The sequence below is a fragment of the Serratia sp. CY33525 genome (assembly GCF_052169115.1).
In the GTDB taxonomy this organism is placed as follows: domain Bacteria; phylum Pseudomonadota; class Gammaproteobacteria; order Enterobacterales; family Enterobacteriaceae; genus Serratia; species Serratia sarumanii.
Window position 1 is genome coordinate 55398 of record NZ_JBJNLK010000003.1, and the last position, 19155, is coordinate 74552.

Annotated in this window: 19 protein-coding genes; 12 read left to right on the forward strand and 7 right to left on the reverse strand. The window is 57.5% G+C overall.

The genetic code is table 11. From position 1 onward, the window contains the following. The first annotated feature begins 6 nt into the window (after nt 1-6). From priB to ACJ8IM_RS09015, 4 genes are all read left to right on the forward strand, one after another. The gene (gene priB, locus ACJ8IM_RS09000) at nt 7-324 is read left to right on the forward strand and encodes a primosomal replication protein N (RefSeq protein WP_049233092.1); all 318 of its coding nucleotides are present in this window, start codon (nt 7-9) and stop codon (nt 322-324) included. Nucleotides 325-328: 4 nt separating this feature from the next. Further along, on the forward strand, nt 329-556 hold the full coding sequence (gene rpsR / locus ACJ8IM_RS09005) for a 30S ribosomal protein S18 (RefSeq protein ID WP_000135199.1): 228 nt from the start codon (nt 329-331) through the stop codon (nt 554-556). Between the two features lie 39 nt (nt 557-595). Beyond that, nucleotides 596-1048 carry a 50S ribosomal protein L9 gene (rplI, locus tag ACJ8IM_RS09010; protein WP_004933629.1) on the forward strand — a complete coding sequence of 151 codons (453 nt, stop codon included), beginning with the start codon at nt 596-598 and terminating at the stop codon, nt 1046-1048. Nucleotides 1049-1159: 111 nt separating this feature from the next. After that, nucleotides 1160-1513: a DUF488 domain-containing protein gene (locus tag ACJ8IM_RS09015; RefSeq protein ID WP_033654898.1), complete on the forward strand. Its 354-nt coding sequence runs from the start codon at nt 1160-1162 to the stop codon at nt 1511-1513. 3 nt (nt 1514-1516) lie between these two features. On the opposite strand, the gene ACJ8IM_RS09020 is transcribed toward ACJ8IM_RS09015, so the two are convergent. Then, nucleotides 1517-2188, reverse strand: a complete 672-nt coding sequence (locus ACJ8IM_RS09020) for an OapA family protein (RefSeq protein WP_033654899.1) — start codon at nt 2186-2188, stop codon at nt 1517-1519. Nucleotides 2189-2455: 267 nt separating this feature from the next. On the opposite strand from ACJ8IM_RS09020, the gene fklB reads away from it, so the two are divergent. Beyond that, nucleotides 2456-3076 (forward strand): FKBP-type peptidyl-prolyl cis-trans isomerase, encoded by a 621-nt coding sequence (gene fklB / locus ACJ8IM_RS09025; RefSeq protein WP_033654900.1) that lies wholly within the window; start codon nt 2456-2458, stop codon nt 3074-3076. Between the two features lie 43 nt (nt 3077-3119). On the opposite strand, the gene ytfE is transcribed toward fklB, so the two are convergent. Together ytfE and ACJ8IM_RS09035 are read right to left on the reverse strand one after the other, a co-directional pair. Continuing rightward, nucleotides 3120-3785, reverse strand: a complete 666-nt coding sequence (gene ytfE / locus ACJ8IM_RS09030; RefSeq protein WP_033648691.1) for an iron-sulfur cluster repair protein YtfE — start codon at nt 3783-3785, stop codon at nt 3120-3122. 113 nt (nt 3786-3898) lie between these two features. Continuing rightward, nucleotides 3899-5851 (reverse strand): bifunctional 2',3'-cyclic-nucleotide 2'-phosphodiesterase/3'-nucleotidase, encoded by a 1953-nt coding sequence (locus ACJ8IM_RS09035; protein ID WP_033654901.1) that lies wholly within the window; start codon nt 5849-5851, stop codon nt 3899-3901. A gap of 254 nt (nt 5852-6105) precedes the next feature. Here ACJ8IM_RS09035 and cysQ point away from each other — a divergent pair, with 254 nt between their 5' ends. After that, nucleotides 6106-6846 carry a 3'(2'),5'-bisphosphate nucleotidase CysQ gene (cysQ, locus tag ACJ8IM_RS09040; RefSeq protein WP_033654905.1) on the forward strand — a complete coding sequence of 247 codons (741 nt, stop codon included), beginning with the start codon at nt 6106-6108 and terminating at the stop codon, nt 6844-6846. A 1-nt stretch (nt 6847) separates the two neighbouring features. Here cysQ and ACJ8IM_RS09045 read toward each other — a convergent pair whose 3' ends face one another. Continuing rightward, nucleotides 6848-7405, reverse strand: a complete 558-nt coding sequence (locus tag ACJ8IM_RS09045; RefSeq protein WP_033636799.1) for a YtfJ family protein — start codon at nt 7403-7405, stop codon at nt 6848-6850. Nucleotides 7406-7735: 330 nt separating this feature from the next. Between ACJ8IM_RS09045 and ACJ8IM_RS09050 the strand changes: the two genes are divergently transcribed. Continuing rightward, nucleotides 7736-7942 carry a DUF1107 domain-containing protein gene (locus tag ACJ8IM_RS09050; RefSeq protein WP_033636801.1) on the forward strand — a complete coding sequence of 69 codons (207 nt, stop codon included), beginning with the start codon at nt 7736-7738 and terminating at the stop codon, nt 7940-7942. A gap of 73 nt (nt 7943-8015) precedes the next feature. On the opposite strand, the gene ACJ8IM_RS09055 is transcribed toward ACJ8IM_RS09050, so the two are convergent. Next, the gene (locus ACJ8IM_RS09055) at nt 8016-9341 is read right to left on the reverse strand and encodes a hemolysin family protein (RefSeq protein WP_033636802.1); all 1326 of its coding nucleotides are present in this window, start codon (nt 9339-9341) and stop codon (nt 8016-8018) included. A 180-nt stretch (nt 9342-9521) separates the two neighbouring features. Further along, on the reverse strand, nt 9522-10160 hold the full coding sequence (msrA, locus tag ACJ8IM_RS09060; RefSeq protein WP_101455852.1) for a peptide-methionine (S)-S-oxide reductase MsrA: 639 nt from the start codon (nt 10158-10160) through the stop codon (nt 9522-9524). 306 nt (nt 10161-10466) lie between these two features. Here msrA and tamA point away from each other — a divergent pair, with 306 nt between their 5' ends. From tamA to ACJ8IM_RS09075, 3 genes are read left to right on the forward strand one after another with little or no spacing between them, the layout of a single operon-like run. Then, entirely contained in the window at nt 10467-12185 is a 1719-nt protein-coding gene (gene tamA, locus ACJ8IM_RS09065) for an autotransporter assembly complex protein TamA (protein ID WP_194243329.1), read from the forward strand. After that, nucleotides 12182-16000: an autotransporter assembly complex protein TamB gene (gene tamB / locus ACJ8IM_RS09070; protein ID WP_033654903.1), complete on the forward strand. Its 3819-nt coding sequence runs from the start codon at nt 12182-12184 to the stop codon at nt 15998-16000. The genes tamA and tamB overlap by 4 nt, the downstream gene beginning before the upstream one ends. A 2-nt stretch (nt 16001-16002) precedes the next feature. Beyond that, nucleotides 16003-16350, forward strand: a complete 348-nt coding sequence (locus tag ACJ8IM_RS09075; RefSeq protein WP_033648686.1) for a gamma-glutamylcyclotransferase family protein — start codon at nt 16003-16005, stop codon at nt 16348-16350. 53 nt (nt 16351-16403) lie between these two features. Here ACJ8IM_RS09075 and ppa read toward each other — a convergent pair whose 3' ends face one another. Further along, nucleotides 16404-16934 carry an inorganic diphosphatase gene (gene ppa, locus ACJ8IM_RS09080; RefSeq protein ID WP_004933594.1) on the reverse strand — a complete coding sequence of 177 codons (531 nt, stop codon included), beginning with the start codon at nt 16932-16934 and terminating at the stop codon, nt 16404-16406. A 424-nt stretch (nt 16935-17358) separates the two neighbouring features. Between ppa and ACJ8IM_RS09085 the strand changes: the two genes are divergently transcribed. Beyond that, a complete protein-coding gene (locus ACJ8IM_RS09085) occupies nt 17359-18000 on the forward strand; it encodes a peroxidase (protein WP_144337658.1) in 642 nt (213 codons plus the stop codon). A 3-nt stretch (nt 18001-18003) separates the two neighbouring features. Beyond that, nucleotides 18004-19119 carry an XRE family transcriptional regulator gene (locus tag ACJ8IM_RS09090; RefSeq protein WP_033654904.1) on the forward strand — a complete coding sequence of 372 codons (1116 nt, stop codon included), beginning with the start codon at nt 18004-18006 and terminating at the stop codon, nt 19117-19119. The last annotated feature ends 36 nt before the right edge of the window (nt 19120-19155 follow it).

The following is a 19155-nucleotide window of genomic DNA, read 5'->3' on the forward strand; positions in this document are numbered from 1 at the left end:
GCCGCCGTGACGGCTAATCGTCTGGTTTTGTCGGGCACTGTGTGCAAGGCGCCGGTTCGAAAAGTGAGTCCTTCCGGGATACCGCACTGCCAATTTGTGCTAGAGCACCGTTCGCAGCAGATGGAAGCCGGATTCAGCAGACAAGCATGGTGCCGAATGCCCGTGGTTGTCAGCGGACAACAGTCACAAGCACTAACTCAAAGATTAACGGTCGGCAGTCAGATTACCGTGCAAGGCTTTGTAAGCTGCCATCAAGGGCGCAACGGGCTGAGCAAATTGGTTCTGCATGCCGAGCAGATTGAATTGATAGATTCTGGAGACTAGCCAAATGGCACGTTATTTCCGTCGTCGCAAGTTCTGCCGTTTCACCGCGGAAGGCGTTCAAGAGATTGACTATAAAGACATCGCTACGCTGAAAAACTACATCACCGAAAGTGGTAAAATTGTACCGAGCCGTATCACCGGTACTCGTGCAAAATATCAGCGCCAGCTGGCCCGTGCTATCAAGCGCGCGCGCTACCTGTCTTTGTTGCCGTACACTGATCGTCATCAGTAATCGGCCACTGTCCATTAACGACTTTGAGAGGATAAGGTAATGCAAGTTATTCTGCTTGATAAAGTAGCAAACCTGGGCAGCCTGGGTGATCAAGTTAACGTTAAAGCGGGCTACGCTCGTAACTTCCTGGTACCACAGGGCAAAGCTGTTCCTGCTACCAAGAAAAACGTTGAGTTCTTCGAAGCACGCCGTGCTGAACTGGAAGCCAAACTGGCTGACGTTCTGGCTGCTGCTGAAGCTCGCGCAACCAAGATCAACGAACTGGGTTCAGTCACCATCGCTTCCAAATCTGGCGACGAAGGTAAACTGTTCGGCTCTATCGGCACCCGCGACATCGCTGACGCAGTGACTGCGGCAGGCGTTGAAGTTGCCAAGAGCGAAGTTCGTCTGCCGAACGGCGTTCTGCGTACCACTGGCGAGCACGAAGTGCACTTCCAGGTACACAGCGACGTGTTCGCACAGCTGAATGTAGTTGTGGTTGCAGAAGCGTAATTTACGCTGCTGTTAACCCGGTTAAAACGCCAGCCTCGCGCTGGCGTTTTGCTTTTCTGCGCCCGGCAAAACGCGCTACGCTTGAAGACGGGATAAAAAGGAGAGCGTGCGATGGCAAAGATTACGCTACAGCGGGTTTACGATTTCAGCGCGCCGGCGCCGGAACACTGTTATCTGATAGACAGGCTATGGCCGCGCGGCATCAGCAAGGAGCGGCTGACGGGCGTGCAGTGGCTGAAACAGGTGGCGCCGGATGATGAGCTGCGCAAGTGGTTCCATCAGCATACCGACCAGTGGGCGGTCTTCGAGGTGCGTTATCGCCAACAGCTGGCGGCCAACGACGCCTGGCGGCCGCTGGTGGCGCTGTTACGGCAGGGGCAAGCGCTGACGCTGCTGTATGGCAGCAAAGATACCGAGCACAACCAGGGCGTGGTGCTGCGCGAGTTTTTACTGGCGCAGCTGTAGAGGTTAACGTTCCCGGCGGTAGCTGCCGTCGGCCTGGCGGCGGAACAGCGCCTGGCTGTTGTCCACCGTGGTCACCGACAGCGCGTTAATCATGCCGTTGGCACCGCGTTCGATGCGCACTTCCTGGCCGGCTTTCATGTTGCTCAGCGGCTTGTCGCCGCCTTCCACCTGCGCCATGGCGAACACTTCATTCACCGGCAGATTGTTGTCGCGAAACAGCTGCGCCAGGGTCTGGCCGGGCTGAATTTGGTAACGCTGCCAGTTGCCCGCCGGCGTCGGTTCGTTGGCTGGAGTGGCGCCGCCGCCGTTTTGCCGCTCGGCCTGCAGCGGCACGCTGGTTTCCTGCTGGGAAACCGGGAACGGCTGTCTTTCGGGCGAGTAGGGCCACAGCAGGGCCAGCAGCAGGATGATACCGAAGATCAGCACCCAGCGGCGGTGAAAGTAGGGCAGCGGCTCCATCCAATGGAAACCGTCCGGCAGATGCCAGACTTTGGCCAGCAGCGCTTTGACCTGCTGCATTTTGTCGTTGGCCGGCGGTGGCTCCGATGGCGGTTCCGCGCCTTCAGACGTGGGTGCGGCGCCCGATTTCAGGCGCTGGCTGACGTTCAGCCAGGTGCGCAGCAGCGGCTGGTAGATGCGGGTGGTTTTCCTTCTCCTGGGCGCGATTCTGCCCATGGTGACCTCTCTTCGACGGCGAAATAATGAGCGCGGCGCGGCAAGCGCGTCGCCTGCCCGATATCCTGCTTTCAGTATAGTCCGCTAACTGATTGAAGTGAAAGGCGGCTGAGCGGCAGGGCCGGGGTTTGCGGCTGCGGGCGTTAACAGAAGGTTATTGTTTCTTTTTCTACGACAAAAGTCATCATTCTCCACACAAGATTTTACCCGGCATTGACGCGCTGTTATGCTGCGCTTTCGACTTTTTACAGACTTAAGGAAAACCCCATGACAACCCCTTCTTTTGACAGCGTTGAAGCGCAAGCAAGTTACGGGATTGGTTTACAGGTCGGCCAGCAGCTGCAAGAGTCCGGGCTGGAAGGTTTGCAACCGGAAGCTTTGCTGGCGGGCCTGCGTGACGCGCTGGAAGGGAATGCCCCGGCGGTTCCGGTAGACGTGGTGCACCGTGCGCTGCGTGAAATCCACGAGCGTGCGGACGCGGTGCGCCGCGAGCGCCAGCAGGCGATGGCGGTTGAAGGCCAGAAATTCCTGGACGACAACGCCAAGCGCGACGACGTGACGCTGACCGAGTCCGGCCTGCAGTTCTCCGTGCTGGAGCAGGGCAACGGCCCGATCCCGTCCCGTCAGGACCGCGTGCGCGTGCACTACACCGGTCGTCTGATCAACGGCGACGTGTTCGACAGCTCGGTTGAGCGCGGTCAGCCGGCAGAATTCCCGGTCAGCGGCGTGATCCCAGGCTGGATCGAAGCGCTGACCCTGATGCCGGTCGGCTCCAAATGGCAGCTGTATATCCCGCATAACCTGGCCTACGGCGAGCGTGGTGCAGGCGCGTCCATCCCGCCGTTCAGCGTGCTGGTGTTCGACGTCGAGCTGCTGGAAATCCTGTAATCCCACCGAGGATTGCTCCGGGCGCCTTCGTGGCGCCCTTATTTTATGCGCCGCGCAGCGCGCGCGGGAACAGCAGATTGTTTTCCAGGCTGATGTGCTCCATCAGATCGCCGATAAACTCATCGATGCCGGTGTACAGCGCTCGCCAGGTGGTGCAGGCGCCCTCCGGCGGCGTCACGTTATCGGTGAGGAACTTCACCACTTCCAGCTGCTCACCCGCTTCGTCATGTTCATGCTCCATCACCGAGATCGGTCCGGCGGCCTGCGGCCCCATGCCCTGTTTGATCAGCGGGAACAGGATCTGCTCCTCTTTCATCATGTGATTCTCCAGATCCAGACGGATCAGGTTCAGCTGCTTCGCCAACCCGCGCGGGCAGCTGGGTTTGTCGCCGTGCACGCGTTCGACTTTTTCCGCCATCAGCACCAGTTCGGCCAATTGCTCGCGGTGCCGCTGATGAAAGCGCGGCAGAATGTAATCGATCACTTCACCGAGCGGCGCTGTGCGCCAGTCCCGGCTTTGTTCCGGCGTGGCGGCGAGTGCGGCCAGCGCGTTCTCCAACTGGTCGATGTCCAGCCCTTTACGCTCGGCGGCGCGCGCCAGCGACTGCCGGCCGCCGCAGCAGAAATCCAGCTGATGCTGGCGAAACAGCCGGGATGCCCGGGGAATGGCGATGGCGAGCGCGCCAAGGGATTGGTTGCGGTAATCCATGGTAGTGCCTCTTTAAACGAAGGAATTTTATAACATGTATTTTAAATGCAATTTAAAGGGCGCGCCAGTGGGAAAATAGCGAAGCTGGCCGGGGGATGGCCCCGGCCGGGTGATTATTTCGCGCTTAAATCGATGCGATAGACCGTGAAGCCGATACGGTCATTGCCCTCGGCGGTCATCGGATATTGAGCGTGCTCCTTGATAAACGCCGTCGCTTTGTCCGACGGCGAAGTCTCGAAGCGGATATCCAGCGGCTGTTGGCTGCTGAAGGTCGCCAAACGCCAGTTGTTGTCCGCCTGCGGATGCACCGCGCCGTGCCGTTGGGTTTCGGCGCTGATGTAGGCCGCCAGCACCGAACGGTTCTCATCCGGCGAAGCGAAGGCGATGTGTTTGTCGCCGGTGCCGGCAAACTTGCCGCCGTAGGCGCGGTAGTTGTTGGTGGCGACCAGGAAGGTGGCGTTCGGATCGATCGGCTTGCCGTTGAAGGTCAGCTGCTTGATGCGCTCCGCCTTGTCGTTGATCAGCTGGCATTCGCCGTCGTAGCGTGCCGGCTGGCTGACGTCGATCTGGTAGTTGACGCCGTCGATCACGTCGAAGTTATAGGTGCGGAAGCCGTCCCAGTTGATCAAGCCCTGCGGCTTGGCGCTGTTGACGTCGATCTGGTTGAACTGGCCGGCGGAGCACTCCAGCCACTCTTTCACCTCTTTGCCGCTGGCCTTCACTACTACCAGGGTATTGGGGTAGAGATAGAGATCGGCGGCGTTGCGGAAGGTGAGCTGGCCCTTTTCCACTTCGACGAAGCTGGCCGGATCGTTCTTGCGGCCGCCGACCTTGAACGGCGCCGCCGCCGACAGCACCGGCAGATCGGCCAGATCCGGATCGCCCTGAATGTAATGTTCAACGTAGGCCTTCTGCGCATTGTTGACGATCTGCACCGTCGGATCGTCCTGCACCAGTGCCAGGTAGCTGTACATGTTGCCGTCGGATTTGCCGATCGGCTGGCTGACGAACTCGCGCGTGCCCTTGTGATCGTCCGCCAACACTTTCACCAGCGCGGCGTCTTCCGCCGCCAGCGATTTCTTGTTCTCTTTGTCGTAGATCGGCCGCGCTTCCGCTTTGGCGGCGGTCACTTTCCAGCTGCCGCCATCGTTGTTGAGCTGCAGGTCGACCACGCCGAGATGATCGCCCCATTGGCCCGGCATCACCGCCGGTACGCCGTTCAGCAGGCCTTTATCGATATCCGCGCCTTTGATGTTGGCGAAGTCCTTGCTCGGGAACACCGCATGGGCGTGGCCGAACATGATGGCGTCGATGCCCGGTACCTGGCTGAGGTAGTAGACCGAGTTTTCCGCCATCGCCTTGTAAGGCTCGCTGGACAGCCCGGAATGCGGGATCGCCACCACCAGATCGGCGCCCTGTTTACGCATTTCCGGCACGTAGCGCTTGGCGGTGGCGGTGATGTCGTCCACCGTCACTTTGCCCTGCAGGTTAGCTTTATCCCACACCAGGATCTGCGGCGGCACGAAGCCGATGTAGCCGATGCGCAGCGTATGCGCCTTGCCGTCGCGGTCTTTCACCGGCGTATCGACGATGATGTAGGGCGTGAACAGCGGTTTTTGCGTTTTGGCGTCGACGACGTTGGCGTTGATGTACGGGAATTTGGCGCCGGCGATGGCGTTTTTCAGGTAGTCCAGCCCGTAGTTGAATTCATGGTTGCCGATGTTGCCGACCACGTAGTCCAGCGTGTTCATCGCCTTATAGACCGGGTGCACGTCGCCCGGCTTCAACCCCTTGGCCGCCATGTAGTCGCCGAGCGGGCTGCCCTGAATGATGTCGCCGTTGTCCACCAACACCGCGTTGGTGGCCTGTTGGCGCGCCTGCTGGATCAGGCTGGCGGTGCGCACCAGGCCGAACTTGTCGGTCGGCGTGTCCTTGTAGTAATCGAAGTCCATCATGTTGCTATGCAGATCGGTGGTTTCCAGCACGCGCAGATCGACGGTGGCCGCCTGCGCCGAGGCGCACACCAGCAGCGCAAGCGCGGACAGCGTCAGTGGATGCTTCATCATTTGGGGGCTCTCCATTCCATTATTCGAGTGTTATCGCAGAGGGAAATGTAATTAACATTGCTTGCCACAGTAAACTGTGAAGTGTGGCAGAAAACGGCGGCAGGTAACGCGGGGAAGTTCACAGTTGCGCCCAACAAGATCTGAGGAATTCCCGGGGGTTAGCCGGTTGAGATGGATATTCGGCGTAAAAAAAACTAGTCTGCTAGCAGAGACAGAGGGAAATTTCCCACGGAGATGCAGAGTTGAGGTGCATGATGTTAGAGCGAATTTGCCAACTGTCCCGCGAGGCGGGGGCGGCGATCATGGCGGTGTACGACGGTGAACAACCGCTTGATGTCGCACAGAAAAAAGATGATTCACCGGTGACGGCGGCCGATCTGGCGGCGCATCACATCATCAAGCGCGGCCTGGCGGCGCTGACGCCGGAGGTGCCGCTGCTGTCGGAAGAAGATCCGCCGGCGTGGGAAGAGCGCCGCAGCTGGACGCGTTACTGGCTGGTCGATCCGCTGGACGGCACCAAAGAGTTCTTGCACCGCAACGGTGAGTTCACGGTCAATATCGCCCTGATTGAAGAGGGGCAGGCGGTGATGGGCGTGGTGTACGCGCCGGCGATAGACGTATTGTATCTGGCGGAGCGCGGCAAGGCCTGGAAAGAAGAGAAGGGCGTGCGGCAGGCGATCGGCGTCAGCAATGCGCACCCGCCGCTGGTGGTGGTGAGCCGCTCGCATATCGACGACGAGCTGAAAGATTATCTGCAGCAGCTGGGCGAGCACCAGACCGTGTCCGTCGGCTCCTCGCTGAAGTTCTGCCTGGTGGCGGAAGGCAAGGCGCAGCTCTATCCGCGCTTCGGGCCGACCAACATTTGGGATACCGCCGCAGGGCATGCGGTGGCGGTGGCCGCCGGGGCGCAAATTCACGATTGGCAGGGCAGGCCGTTGCTCTATACCCCGCGTGAATCCTTCCTCAACCCCGGCTTCCGGGTGTCGCTGTTCTGAGTTAGTTCGCCAACAGCTGGTGCAGCTTGGACATCACCTGCTGCACCTCTTCCGGCGTCAGCGCGCCGTCTTTGGCAAACTGAATGCGCCCTTGCTTATCCAGCACCACGATGGCGGAGCCTTTCGGCTGCAGATCCCAGGCCTTGCGCACGTTACCGTCGCTGTCGACGATAAACTGCGACCACGGGAACTCCTTCTTGCTGTCTTCAATGCTGCTGCGCACAAACATCGCGGTGCCCATCAGGGCATCGTCGGTGTTGACGATTGTCGTCGTTTGGTAACGATCGTGTGGTAGCTTCGCCTTCTTGATCGCTTCAATCAGTGGGTCGTTCATGTCTTTGGCGGAGCTGCGGCCGGCAATATGTTGTATCACTCGCACTTTTCCACTGAGCTGCGCGCTGTTCCAGTTCTGGTAGCTAAAATTACCTTCAGCGTAATTGAGCTCTCCTTTGTCGCTGACGCCGACCGGCGCCACGCGCTGCTGGAGCTGGAAGTTGTGCGCGGAAGCGAAAAGCGGGGCGAGCAGCAGGGATACCATCAGCATGCGACTTGTTTTCATGCTTTCTCCTTGTAATGGGGGGAATTTGTGCGACAGCACTTCGACAGCCTAAAGCATAGGATGTGATAAGAGGTCTGTCCTGTTAACCGGATCGCAGATTTTCCCTTGGTTCGCTAATCATCAGATTTTGAAGGGATATCCTGAAAACGTTATAAATTATCATATACAATTCTGTCAAAAAGTGTAAATCCAGTGCAGATCACCGGGCAGAAGTGAACGATCTGGTCTTTACTGGGTCTACTACATGCAATCAAGTTGCGTTCTGAATTTCGAGGCTGCCACCTTTGGCGGCTCGCTGAGCGCATGGATCAACGGGAGGAGCGTAAAAGAATGAGAATCTTCCAGCGTTATAACCCTTTGAAAGTGGCGAAGTACGTTAAGACCCTGTTTCGCGGAAGGCTGTATATCAAGGACGTGGGCGCATTTGAATTCGACGAGGGGAAAATCCTGCCGCCGAAGATTCGCGACAAGCGCCATTTCAGCGTGATGTCTGAAGTGAACCGTCAGGTGCTGCTGCTGCAGGCCGAGATGGGGTGAACACCTCGCTGACAGCGGTAAAAAAATGCGGCCCCGATGGGGCCGCTGATGTTTTTGTCTTATCGCCGTCAAGCTACGGGGTGTCTTCCGGCGCTTTCGGCAGCACCGCCGCCGGTTTGTCGCTCAGCCGGGTGACCAGCAACTGGTCTATCTTGTAGCTGTCGATATCCACCACTTCGAACTTGTAGCCGGCGTATTTGACGAAGTCGGTGCGTTTCGGGATCTTGCGCAGCATATACATCATAAAGCCGCCGATGGTCTCGTAGTTGCCCGCCTGCGGGAACTCGTCGATATCCAGCACGCGCATCACGTCGTCGATCGGCGTGCCGCCCTCAATCAGCCATGAGCTTTCGTCGCGCGCCACGATCTGCTCTTCCTGGCCCTGGCCGACCAAATCGCCCATCAGCGTGGTCATCACGTCGTTGAGGGTGATGATGCCCACCACCAACGCATATTCATTGAGGATCACCGCGAAGTCTTCGCCGGCGGTCTTGAAGCTTTCCAGCGCTTCGGACAGCGTCAGCGTATCCGGCACGATCAGCGCCGAGCGGATCTGCACGCCGCTGCTCAGCACCAGGCTCTGGTTGCCCAGCACGCGGTTCAGCAGGTCTTTGGAGTCGACGTAGCCGACCACCTGATCGATATGGCCGTCGCACACCAGGAACTTGGAGTGCGGATGGGTCGAGACCTTCTCCTTGATGCTCTCTTCGCTTTCGCGCAGGTCGAAGTACACCACGCTTTCGCGCGAGGTCATCGAAGACGGCACGGTGCGCGATTCCAGTTCGAACACGTTTTCAATCAGCTCATGTTCCTGCTTACGCAGCACGCCCGCCAGGGCGCCGGCTTCCACCACCGCGTAGATGTCGTCGGAGGTGATGTCGTCCTTGCGCACCATCGGCAGCTTGAACATACGGAAGATCAGGTTGGCCATGCCGTTGAAGAACCACACCAGCGGGCGGAAGATCATGATGGAGAAACGCATCGGGTTGATGATCCGGACGGCGACCGTCTCTGGTGCAATCATACCGATGCGCTTCGGGGTCAAATCGGCGAACAGGATAAACAGGCTGGTCACCAGCACGAAGGAGCAGATGAAGCTGACCTGTTCCGCCAGTTCGGGCGACAGGAAACGATCGAACAACACCTTGAAGGTGGGAGAGAAAGCCGCGTCGCCGACGATACCGCCGAGGATGGCCACGGCGTTCAGGCCGATCTGCACCACGGTGAAGAAGATGCCTGGGGTTTCTTGCAGTTTAAGCACTCTGGCGGCGTTGACGTTGCCTTCGTCCGCCATCAGCTTCAGTTTGATCTTGCGCGAGGCGGCCAGAGAGATTTCCGACAGTGAGAAGAACGCACTCACCGCGATCAGAAAAAGAATCAGTAAAATACTGTTTAACATAATCTATCCATACGTGCCGACGGGATGCCGGCGCTCTTGAGGAAGGGTAGTACATAGTAAAAAAAGCAGCGATAACAACCAGAAGGGAAGCTATCGGGCCGCAGAAGCGGCCCGCACAGTATAGCAGTTGCCCCACAGGAGCCGCCAGCGGTTAAAAAAGTGCCGCCGGCCGGCATCGGATCAGCCCTGCGGCGGCAGGCAAACGCCGGTGCCGCCCAGCCCGCAGTAGCCTTCCGGATTCTTGAACAGGTACTGCTGATGATCGTCTTCCGCGTAATAGAACGGCAGCGCCGGCGCGATCTCGGTAGTGATGACGCGCTTGTCGCCTGCCGCCTCCATCGCCTGCTGGAAGCGCTGCAGGCTGCTTTCCGCCTCGGCCTGCTGCTCCGGGCTCAGCATATAAATCGCCGAGCGGTACTGGGTGCCGACGTCGCCGCCCTGGCGCATGCCCTGCGCCGGATCGTGATTTTCCCAGAACACCTGCAGCAGCTGTTTGTAGCTGACGACCTGCGGATCGAACACCACGCGCACCACTTCGGCGTGGCCGGTCTGGCCGCTGCACACTTCGCGGTAGGTCGGGTTCGGCGTGTAGCCGCCGCTGTAGCCGGCGGCGGTGCTGTAGACGCCCGGCTGCTGCCAGAACAGGCGCTCAACGCCCCAGAAACAGCCCATGGCGAAGATCGCCACCTCCATGCCTGCTGGCACCTGGGTCATCGAGTGTTCGGTGACCACGTTGAGCGTTGCGACAGGCATTGGCGTGGTGCGGCCAGGCAGCGCGCTTGCCTTATCGACGGTTTGTGATTTATCAAAAAATGGCACCACGGTTGACTCCTGTTGTCACAGTAAGAATTGACCCTACATGGGGGCGGTTCGGTTGTATCTCACCGCGTCTTTGCCCACAATAAGTGGCAAGTTGAGTTTATGTATAAGCTTAACGCAGTATTTTGAGCGCCAAAAGTGAAGAATTCGCCTGTTGCGCGGTGGTGGCAGCGCGGCGGGCGGCGTCCGGAACAAGGTTGAAGAGGGCTGCCGTCATGATAGCGCGGAGTCTGCCCTGGCCCCGGAGCGAACACCATAACAGGAAAGTAAAATCAATAAGGAGAACACGTGCCAAAGTACCCGGTCATGTGCTTGATATCTGTGTTGCTTGCGGCACCTGCGGCCTATGCGGCCAACGTGCGCTTGCAGGTGGAGGGGTTAAGCGGAGAGTTGGAAAAAAACGTCCGGGTGCGGCTGTCGTCGATCACGCCTGAAGAGGTCGGCACCGACGGGCGCTTCCGCGCGCGGGTGGATGAGGCGGTGCGCCAGGGGCTGCGCGCGCTCGGCTATTACCAGCCGACCATCGAGTTTACGCTGGACGATCGGCCGGGGATGTCGCGCCCGGTGCTGCACGCCAAGGTCAATCCGGGCGAACCGGTGCGTATCGCCGGCGCCAACATCGTGCTGGAAGGCGGCGCGAAGACCGATGAGGACTATCTGGCGCTGGTGAAGAAGGGGCGGCCGACCATCGGCGAGATCCTCAACCACGGCAAGTATGACAGTTTCAAAGGCTCGCTCACCGGCCTGGCGCTGCGCAAAGGCTACTTCGACGCCGACATGACCAAAAGCCAACTCGGCGTGGCCGAAGATCTGCACAAGGCGTTTTGGGATATCGATTTCAACAGCGGCGAACGTTACCGCTTCGGCAAGGTGAAATTCACCGGTTCGCAAATCCGCGAAGACTATCTGCAAAATCTGGTGCCCTTTCATCAGGGGGATTACTACAGTTCGGAGGATTTGGCCGAGCTGAACCGCCGTTTGTCCGCCACCAACTGGTTCAACTCGGTGGTGGTATCCCCTGATTTCAACGATGCCAAAGAGAACAAGATTTTGCCGTTGGACGCGCTGGTGACGCCGCGCACGCGCAACACCGTCGAAACCGGTATCGGCTACTCCACCGACGTCGGCCCGCGGGTGAAAGGCACCTGGAAAAAGCCCTGGCTCAACGATCGCGGGCATAGTCTGGAAACCAGCGCCAGCGTGTCGGCACCGGAGCAGCAGCTGGATCTGACCTACAAGATCCCGTTGCTGAAGAACCCGCTGGAGCAGTATTACCTGCTGCAGGGCGGCCTCAAGAACGTCGATCTTAACGACACCAAGTCCGTCACCTCCAAAGTGGTGGCCTCGCGCAACTGGGATCTTTCCAGCGGCTGGCAGCGGGCGATCAACCTGACCTGGCGCTGGGATAACTTTACCCAGGGTAACGTCAGCAACACCACCATGCTGCTGTATCCTGGCGTCAGCTTCAGCCGCACCCGTTCGCGCGGCGGTCTGATGCCGACCTGGGGCGACAGCCAGCGCTACTCTATCGACGTGTCCGACACCTCCTGGGGCTCCGGCGTGGACTTTGCGCTGATGCAGGCGCAGAACGTCTGGATCCGCACCCTGGCCGACAAGCATCGTTTTGTGGCGCGCGGGCAGGTGGGCTGGATAGAAACCAACGACTTCGACAAGGTGCCGCCGGATCTGCGCTTCTTCGCCGGCGGTGACCGCAGCATTCGCGGCTACAAGTACAAAGACATCTCGCCGCGCGGTGACGACGGCAAGCTGACCGGCGCCTCCAAGATGCTGACCGGCTCGCTGGAGTACCAATACAACGTGACCGGCAAATGGTGGGGGGCGATGTTCGTCGACTCCGGTGAAGCGGTGAACGATATCAAGAAGAGCAACTTCAAGACCGGCGCCGGCGTAGGCGTGCGCTGGCAGTCGCCGGTGGGGCCGGTGAAGCTGGATATCGCCGCGCCTGTGGGAGACAAGGACACCCACGGGATGCAGTTCTACATCGGTTTGGGGCCTGAACTATGAGCCTGGTTAAAAAGATTTGTCTCGGATTTCTGGTCGTTCTGCTGTTGCTGATCGGCGGCCTGGCCTTCCTGATAGGCACCACCACCGGTTTGCATATGGTCATCAACGGCGCGGCGCGCTGGGTGCCGGGGCTGGAGATCGCCGGCGTCAGCGGCGGCTGGCGCGATCTGACGCTGAAGGGCGTGAAGTATCAGATGCCGGGCGTGACGGTCAACGCCGGGCAGTTCCATCTGTCGCTCGATCTCTCCTGCTTTAAGCGCAGCTCGTTGTGCGTCAATGCCTTGACCGCCCAGGATGTGGACGTGGCGGTGAACACCAAAGAGATGGCGCCTTCCGCGCCGGTGGAGGAGAGCAGTGAGCCGACCACCAATCTCAGCACGCCTTACCCGATCACGCTGCGCCTGTTGGCGTTGAACAACGTCAAGGTCACCGTCGACGACACCGCCATCTCGCTGGCCGAGTTCCGCACCGGCGCGCAGTGGCAAGAGCGCGCGCTGACGCTGATGCCGACCAAGATCGGCTCGCTGCTGATCGCCTTGCCGAAAACCCCGCAAAACCCGCTGCCGGAAGCGGTGCAGCCGGCGGTCGAGGTGGCGAAAAAGGTCGGCGAGCAGGTTACCGACGCGGCGAAGCCGGCACCTCAGCCGGAAGAGAAGCCGCTGGGCGAAACGCTGAAGGAACTGTTCGCCAAACCGCTGTTGCCGGATCTGCCGGACATCCGCCTGCCGCTGGATATCACCGTCAAAGAGATCAGCGGCGAGCAACTGCGCTTGACCGGCGATACCGACGTGCTGATCACGAGCCTGTTGCTGCAGGCCAGCACGCAGGATCAACATATCCAGCTGGACAACTTCGACGTGAAGTCGCCGCAGGGCACGCTGTCGCTGCAGGGGCAGGCGACACTGACCGGCGACTGGCCGGTGTCCCTGACCGCCAACAGCGCGCTGAACATCGAACCGCTGAAGGGCGAGAAGGTGAAGCTGAACGTCGGCGGCGGGCTACGTGACGAGCTGAAGGTGGCGCTGAACCTGTCCGGCCCGGTCGGCGCCCAGCTCGATGTGCAAACCCGGCTGGCCGAAGCCGGCCTGCCGCTGGCGCTGACGTTGCAGAGCAAGCAGCTGAAATGGCCGCTGAGCGGCGAGGCGCAGTATCAGGTCAACGATTTCCGCCTGCGCTTTAACGGCAAGGCGACCGACTACGCGCTGTCGACGCGCGCCAATCTGAAAGGCCAGGATCTGCCGCCGGCGGTGCTGACGCTGGACGGCAAAGGCAACGTCGAGCAGTTCAAGCTGGAGCGCCTGCGCCTGGCGGCGCTGCAGGGCAATACCGATCTCACCGCGTTGGTGGACTGGAGCAAGGCCATCAGCTGGAACTCGCAATTGACGCTGAGCGGCATCAATACCGCCAAGCAGTGGCCGGAATGGCCGGCGAAACTCGACGGCAAGATCACCACGCGCGGCAGCCTGCACGGCGGCAGCTGGCAACTGCAGGTGCCGGTGCTGCAGCTGGACGGCAACGTGAAGCAGAACAAGGTCACGGCGCGCGGTACGCTGAGCGGCAACGCCGCCGGGCAGTGGAAAATCCCCGGCATCGATCTGGCACTGGGGCGTAACCAACTGAACGTCAAAGGGCAGCTGGACGAGAAGAGCTGGAACCTGGACGCCAACATCGACGCGCCGCGTCTGGACGGCGCGCTGCCGGGCCTGGGCGGCATCGCCAAAGGGCTGCTGAAGCTGCGCGGCAATCTGCAGGCGCCGCAGCTGCTGGCTGATTTGACCGCATCCGGCCTGCAGTGGCAGGCGCTGCGCATCAACCGCGTGAAAATAGACGGCGACGTGCGCTCCACGGATCAGATTCAGGGGCAGTTGGCGGTACGCGTTGAGCAGTTGAAGCAGGATGCGCTGGAGGTCAGCCTGCTGACCCTCGACGCCAAGGGCAGCGAGAAGCAGCACCAGCTGCAGCTGAAGATCGACGGCAAACCGGTCTCCGGCCAGCTGGCGCTGCAGGGCAGTTTCGATCGCCAGCAGCAGCGCTGGCGCGGCAATCTGAACAACACTCGCTTCGATACGCCGGTCGGGGAATGGCGCCTGACGCGCGCCATCGCGCTGGACTACCTGAACACCGAGCAGAAAATCAGCGTCGGGCCGCACTGTTGGCAGAACCCGAACGCCGAGCTGTGCGTGCCCAAGACCATTGAAGCCGGCCAGAGCGGCCAGGCCAGCGTGGTGCTCAACCGGTTCGATCTGGCGATGATCAAGCCGTTCCTCGGCCCGGAAACCGCCCTGAGCGGGGTGTTCACTGGCCGGGCCGACGTCAGTTGGAAACCGGGCGGCGCGCTGCCGGAGGCGAAAGTCACGCTGGCCGGCAACGGCGTCAAAGTGGTGCAGCAGGTGCAGGGCAACGCGCTGCCGATCGCCTTCGACACGCTGACCCTCAACGCCGGCCTGAACAACGGTCGCGCGCTGGCCGACTGGCGGATCAAGCTGACCAACAACGGCCAGTTCGACGGCAATATCCAGGTGGCGGATCCGCAGGTGCGGCGCACCATCAGCGGCAACGTCAATATCACCAACATCTCACTGGCGCTGATCAACCCGGCGCTGATGAAGGGCGAAAGCGCGGCGGGCATGCTGAACGCCAATCTGCGCCTGGGCGGTAGCGCGCAGAAGCCGCTGGTGTTCGGGCGCCTGGCGTTGGATCGGGCGAAGGTGCAGGGGCACTGGATGCCGTTCGATATGACCGACGCGCGGCTGGCGGTGAATTTCAACGGCATGACCTCGACGCTGGAAGGGCTGCTCAGCACCACGCGCGGCCAGCTGAATCTGGCGGGCGACGCCGACTGGCGCGATATCAACGCCTGGCGTGCGCGCATTGCCGCCAAGGGCGATAAGCTGCGGGTGACGGTGCCGCCGATGATCCGCATCGACGTGTCGCCGGATCTGGTGTTCGAAGCCACGCCGCAGCTGTTCTCGCTCAACGGCAAGGTCGACATTCCCTGGGCGCGCATCACGGTGCAGGAGCTGCCGGAAAGCGCGGTGGGCGTCTCTTCCGACGAGGTGATGCTGGACGACCAGCTGAAGCCGATTCAACCGAAGACCGCCTCGATCCCGATCAACAGCAATCTGATGATCCACGTCGGCAATGACGTGCGGCTGGACGCTTTTGGTCTGAAAGCCCGTCTGAAGGGCGACCTGAAGGTGGTGCAGGACAAGAAAGGGCTGGGCCTCAACGGCCAGATTGACATCCCTTCCGGCCGCTTCCATGCTTATGGTCAGGATTTGATCGTGCGTAAAGGGCAGCTGATGTTCTCCGGCCCTCCGGATCAGCCGCTGCTGAATATCGAGGCGATCCGCAACCCGGAATCCACCGAGGACGATGTGACCGCCGGCGTGCGCGTGACCGGCCTGGCGGATGCGCCGAAGCTGGAAGTGTTCTCCGATCCGGCCAAATCGCAACAGGAAGCCCTGTCTTATCTGCTGCGCGGCCAGGGCTTGAGCAGCTCCGGCGCCGACGGTAACGCCATGACCTCGATGTTAATCGGCATGGGGGTTGCACAAAGTGGTCAACTTGTGGGTAAAATCGGCGAGGCATTCGGCGTGAGTAATTTGGCTCTGGACACTCAGGGGGTTGGCGACAGTTCCCAGGTTGTCGTGAGCGGCTATGTTCTCCCAGGCTTACAAGTAAAATATGGGGTGGGCATCTTCGACTCCTTGGCCACGCTGACGTTGCGTTATCGCCTGATGCCTAAGTTGTATCTTGAAGCGGTGTCTGGTCTCGACCAGGCATTAGATTTGCTCTATCAGTTTGAGTTTTAGCGATGCGAATAATTGTCTACGGCAGTTTACGGCGCAAACAGGGAAACAGCCATTGGATGACCAACGCCCAATGGCTCGGCGAGCACGAGCTCGAAGGCTATCAGATTTATAATCTGGGCCATTACCCGGCGGCGATCCCTGGAGAGGGCACGATACATTGCGAGGTGTATCGTATTAACTCATCGATTCTGGCAGAGCTGGACGAACTGAAAAGCAACACCAAGGACTATAAGCGCGAGCTGATTCAGACGCCTTATGGGAGTGCGTGGATCTACCTGTACAAACACAGCGTGGACGGTTACCCGCGAATTACCAGCGGTGACTGGCTGAAGCGTCTCGACGAACAGTAAGAAAAAAAACACCGCTCATTGAGCGGTGTTTTTTCATCGGACGGCGGCAGGCATTACTTCTTGGCAGCGCGTTCGAAGGAGGCGATGATTTCCGCTTTAGCTGCGGCAGCGTCTGCCCAGCCTTCCACTTTCACCCATTTGCCTTTTTCCAGATCTTTGTAGTGCTCGAAGAAGTGAGCGATCTGGGCTTTCAGCAGTTCTGGCAGGTCGTTCACGTCTTTCACGTGATCGTACTCTTTGGTCAGCTTGCTGTGCGGTACCGCAACCAGCTTGGCGTCTTCACCGGCTTCGTCGGTCATCTTCAGCACGCCAACCGGACGGCAGCGGATCACGGAGCCCGGCTGCAGCGGGTATGGGGTTGGGACCAGCACGTCAACCGGGTCGCCGTCCAGAGACAGGGTGTGGTTGATGTAGCCGTAGTTGCACGGGTAGAACATCGCGGTGGACATGAAACGGTCAACGAACAGCGCGCCGGTTTCTTTGTCGATTTCGTATTTGATTGGATCGGCGTTGGCCGGGATTTCGATTACTACGTAGATGTCTTCCGGCAGGTCTTTGCCAGCAGGGACCAGATTCAAGCTCATGTCGGTTTCCTTTAATCATCAAACCAGAAATGGAGTGGCGGCTATTATAGCCAAAACGTCCTCAAAGTACTCTCATTTTTCGGGACATGAAGCTGCACCAGTACTGCATAGTACACACAAAATGTACCACTTTTCGGTCCAGAGCTGAAGTCACAGGTTAGTGGCTATGTTGCTGTGGGTTTGGTTGCTTGTTAGAGCTTACGGAAGTATTGAAAAGCAACTAACAGAGTGCAAGATTTGTTCGTACCAATCTTTCGAAGCAGGTCACATCTGTGGTGTCACAAACGTTCCGTTTTTGATGCTTTGTTAACAAAATAGTTTTAAGTTAACTTTTTACATTTATGTTGACAAATTAACAATAAAAAACATACTCTATGAGAGTACCCGACAAAGAACAGATAGAGCTACACTAGGAGAAGTAATTTTGACACCGAAAATGCCTTGGGAATTAAACCCTGCTTTAGAAAAACAGCACCTTATCACTGTTGCCAAATTTATTGCTGAAGTTCGCAACTCTGTCGTTGATCTTCATGATGAAGATCTGGGGGATACGAACCAATCTTTGGGCTTCAGAGCATATGAATGCTGTCGTAGCCGCATCAACAAGGCAGTGCTTGTAGAAAAGATTTGGCCGTTTCTTTCAATAGTTCGTAAAGGTGGCAAATTCACTTTTGCGATAGGTAAGACTCCTGTCAGATTTTACAAAGGAAGCCCTAGCTGCATAGAAGAAAGACGCCAAATTCCTTGTTCAGAAGCAGTGAAGCAGATGTCTCTTCTAGAACTAGATAATCCAGATTACTCTCGAATTATTTGGTACTTTGTTGTTGAAACTGATCAATTTAAATATGCCGAATCTGTAACATTCGCAGGTTATCTAGATGGTGTACAAGTATCTGCTTACGAAATTCCATTAGATGGTTTAGTCCCTCTCCTGTCTACAATTGGCACATCTAATAATGAAGATGACGTAATTGATAAATCCGTCAAGATCCCTAAACCTAAAGTGTCTCCTAAGAAGCCAAAACAGGATGACGATCAAGCAACAACAGCATTAAACAACGAGTAACTTATGTTCGCTGAATTTATAGGTGATCGTCTACGCTTAGCTCGCCTCTTGAAAGGTTATACACTTCAAGAGGTTGGTGATGCAGCTTGTGTGACTCGCCAAAATATCCATCAGCTTGAAAGTGGTGCAAGAAACCCTAGTGACGATGTTGCAAAAGCACTGGCAGAATTCTTAGGGGTTAAAGAAGATTTTTTCTTTAAACCCTTAGAAACAGAAGTAAAGTCTGAACAATGCCATTTTAGAAAAAGAAAGACCACACCAGTCAATGTAGCTAATCGCGTTTTAGCGTTTGGTACTATATTTGAACAGCTTGTATCTAATTTACATGAACAGCTTGAATTGCCAGAGCCTGACTTTGATATCTTGGAAAAGTATAACATTAGTGCAAAAGCATTTGACGCTTCAATCATTGAGAAAGCTGCTGAAAAAGCCAGGTTACACTGGGGGCTTGGGTTAAACTCCCCGATAGATAGTATGACAAGGGTACTAGAATCAGCTGGGGCTATAGTTGTTTTTATTGATGATCCGTCAGATAAAGTTGACGCATTGTCAATGAATAGAAAATACCCAGTTGTCATAAGGAACACAGCTAAAGACAATACTTGCCGTATGAGATTCGATCTTGCCCATGAGTGCGGACATTTAATTTTGCATCAAGGTATTGAGACTGGTGATTCGAAAACAGAGAAGGAAGCTGATATGTTTGCAAGTGCATTTCTGTTTCCAAGAATTGCATTTGTGAAGGAGTTTCAAAAATGCATGGTAGGCTCTAAACCTATAATTAGAAAAATAATTGAGCTTACATTAGCATGGAAAGTAAGCGCTAAAATGATTATTTACCGGGCCCGCTCTCTAAATTTAATTACTGCTGTAGACTATAGATCATTAAACATTTTCTTAAACAATAAAGGTTATACAAAGAAAGAGCCTTACAATGACTTAATCAACGATAGTGATCCTGAGTTATTGCGTGATGCATTAGAAGTTATGCATCGTGAATTGGGAATAACAGTTGAAATGCTTGCTGATAAATTAGGGCTTACTATGGATACCTTCAGGATTTTCGCACCATACAACATAAGTGATGAAAAAAACAACATCATACCTCTAAGGTTCTAATCTTTTTCCAATAGGCCATATAAACATGGCCTATTG

Bases quoted from the DNA above. Each gene is read 5' to 3' on its own strand.
- rpsR (WP_000135199.1), top strand. From the start codon at position 329: ATGGCACGTTATTTCCGTCGTCGCAAGTTCTGCCGTTTCACCGCGGAA.
- rplI (WP_004933629.1), top strand. From the start codon at position 596: ATGCAAGTTATTCTGCTTGATAAAGTAGCAAACCTGGGCAGCCTGGGT.
- ACJ8IM_RS09015 (WP_033654898.1), top strand. From the start codon at position 1,160: ATGGCAAAGATTACGCTACAGCGGGTTTACGATTTCAGCGCGCCGGCG.
- ACJ8IM_RS09020 (WP_033654899.1), bottom strand. From the start codon at position 2,188: ATGGGCAGAATCGCGCCCAGGAGAAGGAAAACCACCCGCATCTACCAG.
- fklB (WP_033654900.1), top strand. From the start codon at position 2,456: ATGACAACCCCTTCTTTTGACAGCGTTGAAGCGCAAGCAAGTTACGGG.
- ytfE (WP_033648691.1), bottom strand. From the start codon at position 3,785: ATGGATTACCGCAACCAATCCCTTGGCGCGCTCGCCATCGCCATTCCC.
- ACJ8IM_RS09035 (WP_033654901.1), bottom strand. From the start codon at position 5,851: ATGATGAAGCATCCACTGACGCTGTCCGCGCTTGCGCTGCTGGTGTGC.
- cysQ (WP_033654905.1), top strand. From the start codon at position 6,106: ATGTTAGAGCGAATTTGCCAACTGTCCCGCGAGGCGGGGGCGGCGATC.
- ACJ8IM_RS09045 (WP_033636799.1), bottom strand. From the start codon at position 7,405: ATGAAAACAAGTCGCATGCTGATGGTATCCCTGCTGCTCGCCCCGCTT.
- ACJ8IM_RS09050 (WP_033636801.1), top strand. From the start codon at position 7,736: ATGAGAATCTTCCAGCGTTATAACCCTTTGAAAGTGGCGAAGTACGTT.
- ACJ8IM_RS09055 (WP_033636802.1), bottom strand. From the start codon at position 9,341: ATGTTAAACAGTATTTTACTGATTCTTTTTCTGATCGCGGTGAGTGCG.
- tamA (WP_194243329.1), top strand. From the start codon at position 10,467: ATGTGCTTGATATCTGTGTTGCTTGCGGCACCTGCGGCCTATGCGGCC.
- tamB (WP_033654903.1), top strand. From the start codon at position 12,182: ATGAGCCTGGTTAAAAAGATTTGTCTCGGATTTCTGGTCGTTCTGCTG.
- ACJ8IM_RS09075 (WP_033648686.1), top strand. From the start codon at position 16,003: ATGCGAATAATTGTCTACGGCAGTTTACGGCGCAAACAGGGAAACAGC.
- ppa (WP_004933594.1), bottom strand. From the start codon at position 16,934: ATGAGCTTGAATCTGGTCCCTGCTGGCAAAGACCTGCCGGAAGACATC.
- ACJ8IM_RS09090 (WP_033654904.1), top strand. From the start codon at position 18,004: ATGTTCGCTGAATTTATAGGTGATCGTCTACGCTTAGCTCGCCTCTTG.